Origin of the sequence: Bremerella cremea (genome assembly GCF_003335505.1) — a bacterium.
In the GTDB taxonomy this organism is placed as follows: domain Bacteria; phylum Planctomycetota; class Planctomycetia; order Pirellulales; family Pirellulaceae; genus Bremerella; species Bremerella cremea_A.
Genome location: NZ_QPEX01000010.1, coordinates 1,057,625 through 1,074,655 on the forward strand (window position 1 = coordinate 1,057,625; position 17,031 = coordinate 1,074,655).

7 protein-coding genes are annotated in these 17,031 nt (G+C 53.3%); 3 read left to right on the top strand and 4 right to left on the bottom strand.

The features are described 5' to 3' along the window. The first annotated feature begins 46 nt into the window (after window positions 1–46). A complete protein-coding gene (locus DTL42_RS05305; RefSeq protein ID WP_114367621.1) occupies window positions 47–5,824 on the top strand; it encodes a hypothetical protein in 5,778 nt (1,925 codons plus the stop codon). 221 nt (window positions 5,825–6,045) lie between these two features. Further along, on the top strand, window positions 6,046–7,137 hold the full coding sequence (ychF, locus tag DTL42_RS05310) for a redox-regulated ATPase YchF (protein WP_114367622.1): 1,092 nt from the start codon (window positions 6,046–6,048) through the stop codon (window positions 7,135–7,137). A 181-nt stretch (window positions 7,138–7,318) separates the two neighbouring features. Here ychF and DTL42_RS05315 read toward each other — a convergent pair whose 3' ends face one another. From DTL42_RS05315 to DTL42_RS05325, 3 genes are all read right to left on the bottom strand, one after another. Continuing rightward, window positions 7,319–9,796 (bottom strand): transglutaminase TgpA family protein, encoded by a 2,478-nt coding sequence (locus tag DTL42_RS05315; protein WP_114367623.1) that lies wholly within the window; start codon window positions 9,794–9,796, stop codon window positions 7,319–7,321. Further along, window positions 9,793–10,992: a DUF58 domain-containing protein gene (locus tag DTL42_RS05320; protein ID WP_158545240.1), complete on the bottom strand. Its 1,200-nt coding sequence runs from the start codon at window positions 10,990–10,992 to the stop codon at window positions 9,793–9,795. Before DTL42_RS05320 ends, DTL42_RS05315 begins: the two co-directional genes overlap by 4 nt. A 113-nt stretch (window positions 10,993–11,105) precedes the next feature. After that, on the bottom strand, window positions 11,106–12,047 hold the full coding sequence (locus DTL42_RS05325; RefSeq protein ID WP_114367625.1) for an AAA family ATPase: 942 nt from the start codon (window positions 12,045–12,047) through the stop codon (window positions 11,106–11,108). Between the two features lie 530 nt (window positions 12,048–12,577). On the opposite strand from DTL42_RS05325, the gene DTL42_RS05330 reads away from it, so the two are divergent. Further along, the gene (locus tag DTL42_RS05330) at window positions 12,578–13,684 is read left to right on the top strand and encodes a GNAT family N-acetyltransferase (protein ID WP_114367626.1); all 1,107 of its coding nucleotides are present in this window, start codon (window positions 12,578–12,580) and stop codon (window positions 13,682–13,684) included. 19 nt (window positions 13,685–13,703) lie between these two features. On the opposite strand, the gene DTL42_RS05335 is transcribed toward DTL42_RS05330, so the two are convergent. After that, window positions 13,704–16,703 (bottom strand): CHAT domain-containing protein, encoded by a 3,000-nt coding sequence (locus DTL42_RS05335; protein ID WP_158545241.1) that lies wholly within the window; start codon window positions 16,701–16,703, stop codon window positions 13,704–13,706. Window positions 16,704–17,031 lie beyond the last annotated feature (328 nt).

Sequence of the window (17,031 nt, forward strand, 5' to 3'; positions counted from 1 at the left end):
TTTGCGGGGGCTGGTTGTTGTGGAAGCGATCAAGGACAGTAGAGCTATGAAACGCACCAAGAGCTATCTGAAACCGCAGCAGTCGCGCCAAGGCGCTTTGCTGCTGGTGGTTCTCAGCATTTTGGTTCTCTTCGCCCTGGTTGGTCTCACCTTTGTGGTGGCCGCCAATGTCTACAACACCGGCGCCCAGTCCAACCTCCGCCGAGACGTCAACCGCACCACCCCGCCGGAAGAGCTCGACACCATCCTGCTCGACCTCCTCCGCGGCCCCCGAGGCGGATCCAAAAGCCAACTCTTCATGCTCGACATCCTCCGCGACATGTGGGGGAACCAATCGGTCGTGGTTTCTGGTAATACGACGATTGCCAGACCTAACGGCACCAATCAGCTCTGGCAAATCAATATCACCAACCCTCCTTCACGTTTAAGCCCGATTACCGAGTTTTATACCGGCTCAGTCGTCACGTTCACTTCAGGGGACGCCAAAGGGCAAAGCCATCGCATTATGCATTACAAGCCAACCTTGGATGGCAGTGGCAACATAACCTCGGTAACCCTGGTTATCGATCAAGACCCAGAAACGGTCCGCGAATCGATGCGTGGTACCGTTCAGCCTGCGAATAACGACACGTTCGTCATCAACGACCCAGCGTTCAACGGAACTGGTCGCGGTTACAACCCATTTCAGGCTTCCACAGATGACAAGCGTAACTTAGATCTACTTGACAGTGATGGTCATCCGGTCGCCTTTGTCCCTAACATTGCCTATGCCTATCCCAAAGGCTGGGTAACCGACTCGAACGGCAACCGTGTTTCCATTGAAGCAGGCGGGGCGGACGAATCGTATGACGCGGCCGACTACCACAATATGTACCAGTCGTACATTCCTCAGGATGGCGTTCCCACGGTCGCCGATATCCTACCGTCGTTTCATCGGCCTGATTTAATAAGGTTTTGGGGCAACCAATTAGCTGCGACCAATGCTGAATTCAGCATGTTGGATTCAACCGATCGCTTGGCTATCTTCAGCGATCCCACCATCAATATGCTTCCCAGCAGCATGCAGCCACCTAGCCAAACTCTGAAAGACGCGGTAAAGGAAGTTCATCGCAAAATAATCCTGCGTCCCCTAGCGATGGATCACCCAAACTTTACTGGAAGCAACGAGGCTTTCAATATCTTTGGATCGGGTGCCAATGCACGCTGGGACATCGACAACGACCTGGACGGTGTGACCGATAGTATCTGGATTGACGTTGGCCTACCGCTGAAAACCGACAGCCAGGGGCGGCGTTACAAGCCGCTGGCGGCGATCTTGGTGAAAGACCTGGACGGCTTGGTCAATGTGAACGCCCACGGCTTCTACACCCAATACCAAAACTTCATGACGAACTCGCTGCCGCAAAGCAGCAACGTCAGCGGTATTCAAAAAACACCTTTAAGCTTAACGCACAACCAGTTTTCGCCAGCATGGATGTCCTACACCGCGCCGAACTCGGCAACCGCAGCCGCGATGACACTTCCACTGGGCAGCGGGTACGGGCCAGCCGATGTGAGCTTGCTGACCATCTTCTCGGCAGAAAGTGGTTACCGCTTGCTGCACGAACGCTACCAGGGTTTAGTCTCTGGCTCTTACAGCCAAAACCCAGCTCACCCTGGCTTGGCCAACACCAACGACCCACGCAGCCGGATGGCCGAATTAGGGCTGGCGAACAATGGCTATACAAGCGCTGACAATAACCTACTGGGCACACCAATCGACCGTTACGGGATTGGCCGCACTTATTTCGACATCGCCGGACGCCCACGTTTTCAGCCTGCGTATAACTACGGCAACATGGGCAGCCACACCGAAATTACCGCCCAAGGCCTGCCTGCCAACTTTGGGCCGGTGACCGACGATCCTTACGAAGCCGACTTGCTGAATTCCAACCCCTACGACACACCGTTCACCTACCAGGAATACGAACGCATTGCTCGTTTCGAGGAATACGACTCTGCTTCGGTCACCAAGAACAAAGACCGTCTGCTGCAAGCGGCCCAAGACTCGCTAGGTAGTTCAGCCGGTGCGAATGGTGTGCGTAATCGACGCCTGCTGACCGTGGCCAGCCACCAAGTTCCGGCTCCTAATCGCGTGGACGTCCCGCGGAATGCGAGAAATACAACCTCTGGCGCAGTTGCGGCCTCTAACCAGTACTACATGCACAAAAGCCAAAACGGCACCAACGAACCTGAAGTTCGTTTTGCCCCAACCTTGGTAGGCTTGTGCCAAAAACGCCTGTACGATAACGGGGTGCCGGTAAATCTACTAGACACCGCCGTGCAGCAGTTGCTTCCGCCAGAAATCCTGCGCGGTGAACCGCTTGATCTAAATCGGTTACTGGAGTCTCCCTCGTGGGCGTTCAATACCAGTCCACAAAACCTGCAAGCCCAACAGATTTCCGATTTCCAAACGGCAGCCGATACCCTCACATCTATCACCAAAAACACTGGCGGATACGGCCGTTACAACGGTACTAACAATGCCATGCGGATTCCGACCCCGTCAGGTGCCACTAGCTATAGTGCATCGCGTCAACTAATGGCGCGGCATCTGTATGTCATCATGCTGCTTTTGATGGAAGACGGGTACCAATTCCCCGCATTCGATACAACACTCACCGGTACCGACCGAGAAGAACTGACCAAGCGACGAATTGCCCAGTGGGCGATCAATGTGGTTGATTTCCGCGACAAAGACGCCGTGATGACGCCGTTTGAGTTTGATTTGAAACCGTTCACCCCCCTTACTGCTGGTAGTTCCATTACCTGGAATGTCGACGGAAACTTACTTCCCGTTACAGGCGCGACACCTCCTGAAGATACTGCCAATCGCCGCGTTGTCTGGGGAGCCGAAGCGCCTGATCTGGTGATGACGGAAACGTTGGCCTTCCATGATCGGGGCGCCAAGGATACCCCGTGGGACGACAACCCCAGCAACAGCAACAAGAAGCGGGGCACCAATACCACCTCCGACGACCAAACGTTGGATCAATACAAAGTCCCACAAGGATCGTTGTTCCTCGAGTTTTACAATCCTCGCAATATTCCTTCGAACAATCCTGCCAGCTCGCTACCGCAAGAGCTTTACAACACCAATGGCCAGCTTGTCTTGAACAGGCGATCGAATAGCGGAAACGGCGCTCCGGTTTGGCGCGTGTTGATCACCCAGCGCGAAGGATCGGGCGGTTCCAGCCCCTCGTCTATTCCTCGTGCGATGGCCAACAATGTTGACACAATTAATTTCCAGCCAACTTCTAGCACAGGCACTCCCGCTGGGGACTTTACCCAGTCCCTGGATGCTGGCCTGCCAATGCTGACAACCGCGACGGGACCGGTAACGGAAGATTACCAAATTGATCGGGTGATCTACTTCGCCAATTACCAAAGCGATATTGCGGCTAACCCGCTCGCTCCAGGGCGAGACCGTGAATTCCGTTTCGGAGGAACAGCGACAGAAGTCCCTCTTGCTCCCAATCAATACTTCGTGGTGGCCCCACGTTATAAGACGGTCATTGGTTCCAAACGAGATTCGAACGATCCTGAACTTAATGTGCCTGGGGTAAGGTCGCTGGAAGTGGTTGGGGCCGGCACCGCAGGCGTGGGTAATTTCCGAGAGATTCAAACAGGCCCGGCAGCGAATGTGATTCGTCCTTATCCTGCTTTCGGCTCGATGATCCGCTCCAACGTAGCGATTGCCGTAACGGCTGATCTACCTACCGACTACGCCTCGGCCACTCCACAGGTTGACCCCGACGGATTGCCTCTGGGGATTGGGCTAAGTGTTTCCGAACCATTGCGGGACGCCTACTACCCGGTTCCTAAATATAAGAACCCCAATACAAACGTGACTGACGGCATCATTCAGTTCTATACCGATGGTTCTGTGAATGAAGCCCCAGATATTCCGTTTGAAGGTCCTGGCTCGTCTCATTCGACGTTCCCTTTGAACGATTCCAACTACACGGACTATAAAACGGGTACCTACCCCAGCAAAAGCGCCCCCAATACGATCGACTTTGCCAGTGGCTATAAAGACGCTGTGCTGCAGCGTTTGGCGAATCCGATTGAAGAGTTCAATCCCACACTCAACCCATACCTTACCGTCGACACGATGCCGATCGACCTGACCGTCTTCAATGGAGAAGACGGCGCCGAAGGTCGTACTGGCAGTGCCGCCATGGTGGATGCTAAGGATTGGGATCCTGTCGAAGATGGTATCAATGCCCAAGTCAGTGGCAGCGGCACCAATGGTGTCAACGTTTACTTTGGCAGCCGCGAGCGAGGCAAGCGGGACGATGGGACGCAGAATGATCCCAACGCCGGAGAGCTTTATACTTCGCCCGGTAACGGAAATTTGATGGGCTTGGTATCGCAAATCTCTGCGGCAATCTCGGGCAATCCCAATTTGATTCCCCAGGTTCTTCAGCAATCGCCCCCCATCCGTAACGCTCCTCGCGATACTGCCCGTTATCCTGAAGAACATTTTGGCCGGCCGCTGCTACATACGCTCGGTTACGTGAATCGTAGCTATGGATCACCCCTGGGCAGTACCGTCAGCATTGGTGGTTCCGCCGCCAACATGCCATACATCGGTGCCCCGCTGCCGATCGAGCAACGTTTAACCGACCCGCACGATCCCAGCTCGGGCAATACCGCCAACATCAATAACAACCCATTCAGCTGGCTACATTGGGCCAATGGTCCCTTTGTCAGCAAGTACGACTTGATGATGGTGCCAAGCAGTTCGCCACAACGTTTGCTGTTTGAGTATTCGCTCATCCGGCAAAACGGTGGGACTGAAACCGATCCGTATAACTCCAGTAGAGCGGATGGTGATAAAGCGGACACGCTATTTGCACCATATACTTACTTGCTGAACTTTTTCCACGGTGCAAAGCTCGTAACATCGAGTTCAACTGATGCAGAGCTGTCACCTCAACTCGCCCGAATCTTCGATTACGTCACGGTTCCCTCCCGTTACAACGGAACGAAAAAGTGGTTTTCGACAAACGATTTCAACCCTCAGCAGACAAATACGAACGACAACGATGCCCGAACAGGTTACCTGTTCCCATTCAACAATCGTTCGATGTTCCGAGAACCGGGTAAGATCAACTTGAACACGATTCCAGCTCAGAAAGTTTACGAGGCGATCTTTGACCCTACTTTCTGGCAGAATGGTCCGCTGTTGAACTTCCCCGACTGGAATACGTTTAAGCTGAATCGTCAGGGTTACGACACGGCCAATAGTGGCCAGTTCCCATCGCGGTTCTCGAATCCTTTCCGGTCGGCTGCCTCGGCAGAGATGGTGCCCAACTTGCCTGGTAATGCCGATCTGCTTAAGGTAGCGCCAGTGGATGCCACCATTCTTCGCTCTCGCGACCCGCTGCAACAGATTTCGGGCATCGCCGGTGACGAGCAGAAGCCGCTGTTTGATGCTCGGGTGAATACGTCCCTGGGATCTCAGGTCAATCACTACCGAACCGACGATAACCCCATGCTGCGGTACCAGGCTTACCAGCGGTTAGGTAACATCGCTGGGACGCAGTCGAATGTGTTTGCGGTTTGGATTACCGTGGGTTACTTCGAGGTGGAACCGACGGCGGTGGATGCTCAGCATCCTGATGGGTGGCAACTGGGTCAGGAACTGGGGATCGATACCGGCGAGATCGAACGTCACCGGGCGTTCTACATCATCGACCGCTCGATTCCGGTCGGGTACCTGCCCGGCGAGGACTTGAACGTGGAAGACACGATCATGCTTCGCCGCTTTATCGAGTAATAGCCGCTGGATTGCCTGGCGTTCGTCGATGAACGCCTGGGCCGTTTACGCCCTTGGTATCCTTCAGGGGCAAATTGCGGAATCAGAAATAACCATAAAAAGCGACCCGTCACGACGACTGGTCGCTTTTTTCATTTCCGGTAAAATCAGCAGTTCGCCTTGGGCACCTTTTGGTATGTGGTGCCCGCTATCGCCTCTTTTGCCAAACCAAGCGAGAGTTCATGGAAGCCGGAATTGTCGGGCTGCCGAATGTCGGTAAATCTACCCTGTTCAACGCATTGACCGCCGCAGGCATCGCCAGCGAAAACTATCCGTTCTGCACCATCGAACCCAACGTAGGGATCGTGCCGGTGCCGGATCCGCGGCTGGAAACGATCCAAAGCTATGTCAAAACCCAAAAGGTAATCCCCGCAATTTTACGCTTGGTAGATATCGCTGGGATTGTGCGGGGGGCCTCCGAAGGGGAAGGCCTGGGGAACAAATTCCTCTCGCACATCCGAGAAGTCGACGCCATCATCCACGTTGTCCGCTGCTTTCAGGAACCCAATGTGGTTCACGTTGACGGCAGCGTCGATCCGATTCGCGATATCGAAACGATTGATACCGAGCTCATGCTGGCCGACCTGCAATCGGTGGAATCGGCTCGCGACAAAGCCGCCCGCACGGCTCGTTCTGGCGACAAAGACGCCAAGGCCAAAGTCGAAATCTTGAACCAATGCCATGCCCTTTTGGCCGACGGCAAGCCGCTTCGAAGTGCCGAGTGGAATGACCCTGAGATGTTCAAGATCGTTCGCAACTTCGGCCTTTTGACCGCCAAGAGCGTTTTATATTTGGCCAACGTAGACGAAGACAACCTGACCGGTGATGGGGAAATTGTCGAAAGAGTTCGTGCCCGCGCCGCTGAAGAAGGGGGCGAGGTGGTCCCTGTTTGTGCGAAAATCGAGTCGGAACTGATTGAACTCGACGATGAAGATCGCCGCGAAATGCTCGAAAGCGTCGGCCTGGAAGAGCCTGCCCTGGCGGTCGTGGCTCGCGCTGCCTACAAGTTGCTGGGGCTGCAAAGCTATTTTACCGCCGGAGAGAAAGAAGTCCGCGCGTGGACGATTCCGGTCGGAGCAACCGCTCCTCAGGGAGCCGGCGTGATTCACTCGGACTTTGAACGCGGATTTATTCGTGCCGAAGTTTATTCACTCGCCGACCTGGAAACCTACAAAAGCGAAAAGGCGATTCGCGAAGCAGGCAAGCTACGCGTGGAAGGGAAGAGCTACGTCATGCACGACGGCGACATCTGCCACTTCCTGTTCAACGTGTAAGCCCCTTTCAATCCTGCAGCCGCGACCGAGCTAAGCTTGCGGCTCTGCGCACCTAATCGAAACTTGATTCCATGTGGATCATCTACCAATTCCGGGGCTTCCGTTGGTTGGCCCCTATTCGATTGGCAGCGTAGAACGCAAAGGCAAGGTCGCGGGCGAGGATTGGTAGCCAACCAACAGCTTACTTGGCAAACGCTTTCTTTTGGCGAATCACCGTCGTTTGCTGTTCAACCACCGAGAGATATTCGCCAATCGCTTCTTGCTGCTGAGGAGCCAGGGTTCGACCGCCGAACCGAATTTGATAATACCAATCGAGCAATTCGCTCATCGGCGAAACCATTTCACCACCGATATTGCGGCTGCGACAATCAGAAATCACGCGATCGATGAACTCGCGGGGGGTGTCTGACTTATCTCGCTGCCAGCCTGCTTTGGCCAACATTCTTTCAAGCTTGAAATAGAAGCCTGCACGATGCGTGCTGGCCGGAAACCACTTCGCAAATAGCCTCCGCAAACGTGGCCAAGCATGTCGCAATATGGTGCGGCAAATCTCGAAGAAGACCACCAGCACCAACAAGATCAACATCGTAAATATCGAGGCAATTCCGCTGAACCATTCATCGCTCAGATGAATGCCCATCGACTCTAACGTATTGCGGAAGAATTTCATCCACTGCTCGCGGCTGATCCAACCCTCGAATGGCTTCACCAAGTTATCCGTCAACGGTTTGTAGATATCCTTGGTTTGGCGATCATAGTTCATATCCACCACGTAATCACGCCACGCCAGTTCGACATAGTCGAACCAATCGAGAAACGTATCGAAAATGGTTCCCGTCGATTGACGATTGGGTGATAAACGAGAAGCCGGGGTCGGATCAAGTCGTAGCCAAGCTCCATTGGGAAACTCTTCCGGTTTTACGCCGGCTGGCAGTTGATCGGACCGCAGATAACATTCAACCCAGGCGTGGGCATGCTTCTGCTTGACGGCGTAATACTTGCCAAACGAGTTGAACTCGCCCCCTTTGTAACCAACCACCACCCGCGCAGGAATATCTTGCGTGCGCAACATAATCGCCAACGCACTCGCGAAGAACTCGCAATGCCCAGTCTTATGGTTCACCACAAAGTCCTCGATTGGATCAAGCCGCGTGTTCTTTAAATGCGGCAAGACATGCAGCGAGTAGGTATAGTTGCCATCGTTGACAAAATATCGCTCCATACGCTGGGCGATGGCTGCCTGCGATCGTTCTCCGTTCTCTCCGGTCGTGACATTCGTTGCCAGATCGTTAGCCAGTTTCCAGAGTCCGGGAAAAAGTGTGTTGGCAAAATCTTTATCGAGAGGGACCTGAGTTAAATCACGAGTTAGGTACGAACGAAATTCGCGATCGGAAAGCGGATGCCGACATGGCCTCAGATTGCTTTTCGTACCGAACGGATACCACGGCACAATTAATTCGTATTCTTCCGGTTGCCGTTCGTTCGTACGGGTATCGCTGGACATCGAGAGAATTCCCAGCGTCTGGTTATCAACGATATCAGGCGAAGTATTCTTGGAAGCGTATGCCGGGTACATGCTAAACAACAAGACGCCATCATTCGTACGATCGAATCGCATGTTCTGATTCGTGGCAATCGTCTGCCGGACATACTCTTGCCCAGGCGGAGGCGGCTTAATTTCGGAAACGCGGTATTCGCGTAGGTTTCCCACAATCCAAGTCTTGTTATTGGGGATATACGTGCTTAGCGACGTACCGCGAAAATAGGGTTCATATTCGGTATCTTTCAGCTTGCCTGAATCGACTTCGGTCAGCCGAACCCGCATCACGAATTTATCGCTTTGCAGAATCTGCCCCATTTCGTTGAGCGAGATCTGATCTTTGAAACCGGTTTGTGTTCCGAGACCACCACCAAGTGATTGCCCCAGGGCCCCACCCTCGTCAAAGCGAGGAAAGCTATAGAACAGAATCACGGTAGCGCAGAGGGTGAAGAAAGACATCTTCAACACCTGAGCGAACATCTTGCCACTGGAGAAAACCGTCGACAAATTCGCTGGCAATTGCCCAACAAGTGTCACGTCTGCCGTTGGGTTGCCAGCCATACCGCTCGAATCCGTGCCCTTGCCTCCGAATAGAGTAAACAAAGGACGGTTCTCAACGGCATCGTGCGCGGCCCGAAGTTCAGGGTCGACTCGCAGCGTTTCGCGAAAGATGAAGAACAGACAGAGCGTTGTCAAAGCGGTCAGCGAATAGGGAATGAGCATAAGCCCAAAGCTCACCCCCATATTCAGCGCAGCTGCGACCACCACTTGCAACAAACTCAAAACGGCCAAGTGCCAGTACACGCGGATTGTCTTGGGTTGGAACAACAAGACGATTTGAAGATAGATCAGCAACTTGGCAATCGCGACTAGCTTGGCGTCGTTGGCGTCCCAAAAATCGAAGAACGAAAATAGAACGGCAATCAGAGCAGCAAAATTGGCCAGATTACGATTCAGCGTGATCCAGCCTCGGATATCGGTCACATAGACCGATAAAAACGCCGCCATGGTTGCCATTAACGGCAACGTGGCAAAGCCTCCTTGGCCGATCGCCAGCAACAACGATCCCAATGCGGCGAGAAGTGCGACACTAATCTGCAAAAGCCGTTCGACTCTCACCGTTCTTCCTCCAACACTTCTGTTTGCTTAGCCTTGGGCAGATGAAAGAACTGGGCGTCTTCATCTCGCCCGGCCGAAATGGTTCGTACACGACCTAGGTCGGTACGCAACTTCGGGTCGTTCCAAATTCGTGAGAAAAGTTCGGTGTCTGTCAGGTCGATGTCTCTGGTCGTCAACATGACAATACGAGAACCAGATTTCGACGTCTTGAGTGTCTCGCGTAAGGTCTCGCTAATGGGATGCTTGCTGGTCGGAACTTGAATGGCTAAGTCGTGCATCGCTTGGACGACATAAGCCTGGGATACCGTTCCGATAATGGTTTCCAGCTTCGCTCCACAACAAATGAGCTGCAGGTGGCAACCACCGACGCCAGCTAAATCACGGACAGCCGTTGCTGCCATGCTAATGATGCGTTCGGCTCGATCTTTTTGTTCCTGGGTTGGCTCTTCCGGCACCCAAGCATCTACCAAGAGCACGAAGTCTTGCTGGTTTTGTTTTTCAAATTGACGAACGACAAGCTCCCCTTGCTTGGCACTCGATCGCCAGTGAATCCATTGTTTCGGATCGCCGGAACGCCATTCTCTGAGGCCATAGAAATCGCCTTCGAGCAAACCATGTTGTCGCTTCGAAGAAGAGAAGCCGGTTTGCTCTTGTTGAATCAACCGCCGCCAAGCTGGCATCATCGATCCCAAACGAGGCATGACCACTACCGTCGAGACAACCGTATCAGGACGGGCGTTTCGCATCAGCCCTAAAGGAAAGGCCGTGGATGCTGTCAGGGGACCAATTTCATACTTTCCCCGCTTTCGGATGATCGCCTTGTACGAGAGCATGGCCTCGCTTTGTTTGGCGACCTTGGCGAAAAAGATTTCGACCTTCTGAGCAGGCTCAGGATCGACCCCAGCTGTTTGCACAAGTTGATCTTCAATCACAACGGCATAGGTCGAGTTCCGCCCGCTGTTCTTGACCGTCAGTTCCACAAAGAAAGCTTCGCCGCACGAAAGCAAGTGAGGAACCTTGCGCGAGAACTTCAAGTACCGCAAACTGCGATAGACCACCCAGGCGTTGTAAAGCAAAGGCCCCAACAACATGCAAGCCAGTAACATCAGCAATTGAATTCGGCTACGAACAATTGCTCCGGCGAGAATGAACAGAAAGACCAGGAAATAATAGGTTCCTTCGCGGGTAATCGACACACCGCGAAACCGAAACCAGGAAGGTTTCCTTATATTGCTCTCCGACATGGCGTGACGCTGCCCCCTTTCGGAGTCGTAAAAACGCGTAGGACAATCGTCCGTTCCAATGCACGTTACACGGGAATCGAGATCTCGTCTACGATCCGTCCCACCATCGATTCCACCGCTTCACGCTGACCTGCGTGCAGAAAGCCCTTAGGAATCACGCGGTGCGCTAACACAGGAACCGCCAATTGCTTGACATCATCAGGCACCACAAAATCGCGACCTTCTAACAAGGCCACGCTTTGGGCAGCACGAAACAGGCTAAGTCCTGCCCGCGTACTGGCTCCGACTTCCAAGTCGTCGCTGGTTCGGGTGCCATCGATAATATCAAGCAAATATTCGCTGATCGCTTCGCTGACTTCAATCTTGCGGACACTATCTTGCAGCTGCACAATCTGCTCGCATGTGACCACCGGCGACAATTCATTCACCGGCTCGCCGTTACGGTGTGATTCGAGAATAACCCGTTCGGCAGAGCGATCAGGGTAGCCCATCGAAATCCGCATTAAGAAACGGTCCAGTTGGCTTTCCGGAAGAGGATAGGTTCCTTCGAACTCGAACGGGTTCTGCGTGGCGATCACCATGAAAGGGCTTGGCAAGTTATGCGTTTCGCCATCGACCGAAACTTGTTGATCGCTCATCGCTTCCAACAAGGCACTTTGCGTTCGGGGTGACGAACGATTGATTTCGTCGGCGATCACAACATTCGAGAAAATCGGCCCTGAATGGTAAACGAACTCATTGGTCTTCGCGTTGAAGATGTTCGATCCGACGATGTCGCTTGGCAGAAGGTCTGGCGTAAATTGCAGGCGACAGAAGTGCCCCGACAAACTACGAGCCAAGGCCTTACCGACAAGTGTCTTACCGACACCAGGAACGTCTTCCAGCAAGATATGCTCGCCAGCGAGAAGCGCAACGAGGCACTTACGCACCACATCCGCCTTTCCCACTACCACCTGATTGATATTCGATTCTAACTCGGAAACAAGACTAAGGAGCTCGGCTGGCATTCAGGATCCCTTGCGCGTGCTGATCGTGCTTTAAAATTGCCAATGGTGCAGATGGATATATCTGGTGGGGCAGACGTTCTCTAAGGAATACCGTTGTCACCTTTGATTTGTTCAGTAACGCACCTTGAAATCCCATTCGCGAGAACAACTTCATTATAGCGAACTGAGGCGAAAAAATAGTGTTCGCGAAACCCTTCGCCGGCGGACTTCCCGAAAATGATCTGCGTATTCCTGCATACTATCAATGTAACACCTTTCCATAAAAGAAGTTACGGTTCCATTTAGCAATTGCCGCTGGATCGCCGCGGTCATGTGCCGTCTCTGTGGCATTTCCGCGACACTGTTTCGTTTCTGCCTCAGCCAACCAAAGAGCGTGAAAGGGGACTCTTGCCCTAACCAATTTAACTGTCATTGGTTACATCAAATTGATTACCACATTGTTGAGCTCTTTCGGCTGTGGCACCTCGATTGCAATTCCTAACCCTGACAGTCGCTCGGCACTGCTTTCGCTCAGGGAATTACCGCACGTCATGGCAAAAGTCATAGAGATCAACGATATCCACGCATTAGGTGCATACCGTTATTCCTGGAATCAACTCTTCGCGCAAACCTCGCATGCCACTTTTTTCCAAACCCTGAATTGGCTAGAAACCTACTGGCAATTCTATGGCGATAATAAAAAGCTGCGGGTGCTGATCGCGCAAGTCGGTGGGCAGGTAATTGGCATTCTACCCTTGGTAGAACAAACCGAATCAACCCATGCAGGCTCGGTCCGTGTTCTGACGTATCCATTGGCTGCTTGGGGGCCATTTTTTGGACCGATTGGCGGCCAGCCCACGGCCACGCTTTATACGTGCCTGCAATATCTTGCTGGCACTTCTCGGACTTGGGACATGCTCGATTTTCGTTGGGTCGAAACGGAAATCGATCGTGGCCGGACTTTTTCGGCCATGCGATGCCAGGCGTTCACCCCCGTGATCCTACCGGGGAAACCAAGTTACGCGATTGAGCTTCCTACCGATTTCGAGAATTACTTAGCCAGCCGAACTCCCAAATTTCGTGCGGCGATTCGTCGAGCAGTTCGGAAAGCGGAACAAGACGGAGTTGTGGCAGAACGTTATCGCCCTGTAAGCGACCGCCAGAGCCCCATTCCACCGAATGAAACTCTGTACGAAGAATGCGTGCAGCTTGCGAAACGGACATGGCAAGGAAGTTCGTCTACCGGCACAACCATCTCGCACGAGCAGACCGCTGCCTATTTTCATGAATGCTTTATCCAAGCCGCGCGGCTTCGGATGATCGATTTAATGACGCTGCGCTATCAAGACCGCCTCGTCGCGTTTAGCTATAACTTTCACCACCAGGGTCGCGTGCTTGGCATTCGGATGGGATACGAACCAGATTGCAAACATCATAGCCCTGGCGTCGCGTTGATGGGCATGCAAATACGTGATTCGATCGAACGGGGAGACCAACTGTTCGATTTAGGTAGCGATTATCCCGAGATCAAAGCCCCCTGGATCAACCGTACCCTGGAGTCGCAACGGATCTGTCATTACTCCGGCTTCTCGGTTTTAGCCAATGTCCTGCGGTGGGGACATTGGCTAAAGTATCGCCGAGCCCATGCGGCCGTCTAACAGAAGCTTTCGCTCGTCCTTATTCGGTACGAGGGCGAATGCCCGTATCGATCAACATCATGTCTGCCCAAAAATAGGGATAATCGAGCGTTGGCACGGTTGAGGGATCGACTCCCTTGAGGCGTGGTTCCAGCTTGAGATCTAGCGGCATTTGACGAACGTTGGCCATCGCCTCTTGCCAAGCTGTGCTGGCGGACATGCTTGCTAAACGCTTACCGATCCCTTCCACAATGGCCATGCTGGCGGAACCTGCCGAGTGCCAACGACTGAGTACAACCGTCTCGGAACCGGTGGCCATCATTCCCAACGATGTGATAAAGAGATCATTCCCGCTCAGACTTCCCTTGAGAGCATCTTCGGCACCGGAATGGAAGCCTGGTAGATAGATGACTTCGGGACCTCCTAGCGGAGATCGTAGCCACGCTGCCAAATCGCTACCAGTTTTTCCCCGATCGGCTTGGGCGGGGGACCAATTCCAGAACTCGCCTCGATTGGCGTCCTCGCTGTCATCGATCACGACCATTTGATCCCACGATTTAGCGAGCATACTGGAAGGCCCTGCAGTGGGACGGTCGATCCGGCCAGGATTCACAAACGCGCCTTCGACACGATCGAAGTGATTCTGAGTCACGGCAGCGTCCTCGCCTGAAAACAGTCGCCCGACGACAATGGCCGTGTTTTGGGGACGGGGTCTGGCCGACTTTTGCGGTACCGCTAGGCTGGTCGTCGGGGCATAACGAATTGGAATCAGGTCGGTAAGAGGCACCATGTGTCCTGCCCCAAGGCCATCGTCGGTATGCAAAGCCTCGAACGGCACATACCACAGCGCGTCGTCGGGGATGACGACCAGCTCCGTATAATTTGCCCAGAAGCCAGGCTTGAGGCTCGGAATCAGCAGCTTGAGCAATTCTTCCGATGTGGTCTTCCACTCGGGGTCGGTCAAGACTTTGCCTTGGACCGGTGCGTCTCGCTTCACTAAGCCGATCTGCTTGAGCAGGCTAGTCACTTTCGACTTGGTTTCACGAGGGTTATCAAGCGTCCAGGTTAGGTAATCTTTCTTCGTGAATAAGAAAGCATGGACCCCGCGTGAGGTCGAGAAGAAAGAGAGTACCAATTGGGTATCATCAAGCTGATCGCGAATCTGTGCGGTGGTTTTCAGTGGCGGAAACAGAAACTCGCTTGGGGTTCTTCGCAAAGCAATCGCGCTAAGTTGCAATTCGTATTGATCGGAAACGGCAACCATTTTTTCCAGCAATCCACGCTGCTTGGCATACGCTTCCTTATCCTCGGGTTGAACCGCAATTTGTGCGAGTTCTCCCTTTAACTTCGCCGCTTCCTCTTGCAACACTTTCAAATTAGGAAACTTGGTCAGCAGTTCCTGCCGCTGCAATTTGGCCTTGGTATCGAGCGCCGTGTCAGGCGATTCCAACACCCACCGCAGCGCCAGCAGACGGCCACCTAACGGCAGCGTCGAAAAGAAACGCATCCGCCGAATGCGATCAGAGAGTTCTAAGGACAGCTCTGGTTGCTTCCGAATGACCGACGTGTTGAACCAATTTTCCATTGCGGCGGCGTTGGGCGTCAGTAAAACGGTCAACGTTTCAAACGGATCGGAAATCCAATCCGCATCGGTTGGCTCTCGTAATAGCTCGTCGAAAAGAGTCTGCGCCGCGCGCTCCGTGATGGTATTGGCAACAAACAACTGATTCGTCAGTTGCGTCTGAAAGAGACGCGTCGAAATGGCACGGTTGGCGTTGATCGCCGCAGCCAAGCTACTAGAGCCAGCCGACGCATTTCCTGATTGAAAGGAAATCAACGCCGACAAATAACCATAGCGCACCCCAATGCGTCCTTGGCTCATCGAACGTCGGGCCATCGTTCTGCGAGCCGTTTCCAACGATGCGGACGCGGCCGGGATGTTATCCATGTAAATGTTGGCCTCTGCTAATGCCAACGCCAGCTTTGCTTTAATCGCATCGAGATTGCGAAGTTGTCCCCACTTACTTAATTCGATCAGCCCCTTCGGCATTTGCCCAGGGCTGGTAATCATGCTGCAATGCGTTAGTCCATCTAAAGCATCTTCGACCTGGGCGTACTGCTGAAACCCAGCCGCAGCGTAACTGGCTTCCAAGAAATAGGTTTGGGCGGCATTCAAGTTTTGCTGTTCCAAAGCGATACGCCCTAACTGCAACAGCGCCAAGGAAGTCAACGGATGATCAAACTGGCCAGCAACAGCCAGGCTGCGTTGAAGGGTCTGTACCGCCTCGTCTGTTTTGCCAATCGCAGCCAGGGCAAGTCCGTTTTGCACATCGACCAACACGCCCAGCCAATGATTCGGGGGAGCGGCGCGACGCTGCAAGATACCTGCGACGCTTCGGGTTAACGCATCATGTTCACTGACCGAGCCCAAGATCTCTTGTCGCCGAAAAATGGCCAGTGCAATACAACGAGCGACCTCGCCACCTCGCACGGGGAAAATCTGCTGCGACATCAAAACACCACCATTACGGGCAACCTGTTGATTCTGAGCAGGCGTGTTCCCCTGGAGCATCGGATAGACATCAGGAAAGGAACCAATGAAGGTATTTCGACTCGAAGCTCCCCAAGTAACCCCGGTCCGTAGATCACTGGTCGTCGCGTTCACCGCACCAAGGCTCTCGGTCGAGATCCGCAGCATCCAATTCGAGTTCTCAACGAAGATCAGCAGCGCCTTGTTATAGCTTTCCATCGCTTTGGCGTTGTTGCCCATTTGGTAGTAGCATTCCCCCAGCATGGTGGAATAGCAAATCGAATCGACCCACAACCCCTCTGTCGAGCGGATCGCATTGCCATTTGCCGCCGTGAACGCTTCAGCGGCTCCGACGTAATCTCCTTCGTAGAACGCAGGAAATCCCGCATAATAGATATCGGGCGGGACAGTTCTTCCACGACCTTGTGCGCGCACATCCGTAAAGGTAGCCAAGCTAGTCAAAACTGCGAGGATAAGAATGAATAGATAGCGGCTGCTAGCCAATGGCATCGGCAAGCTCCTTCGGGGTTTGCTGCTGCGGGAGGTGTTCATGCCATTTTACCCCCCGAGTGCAATATTTTCATCGAAAAAGGCAAAACAGCCTGAGCTTCACCAGGCCACCTCCCGGCAAAACCGGTCAAATATTGGATTTCTCTAGGCTGATTTCCGTTTCAAATTGGTGGGAATTTACCGATTCGATTGTTTGTGCCGTTTTTTCCAGTTTTTGATGCAAAGTTTCGTTCTAGATGGGTCGATACCGAATGTAACGACTTTACGCATCATATGCGTTGTTCATTCACGCGACTTTAACAGCTACGCGGCGAACCCCAACCCTAAG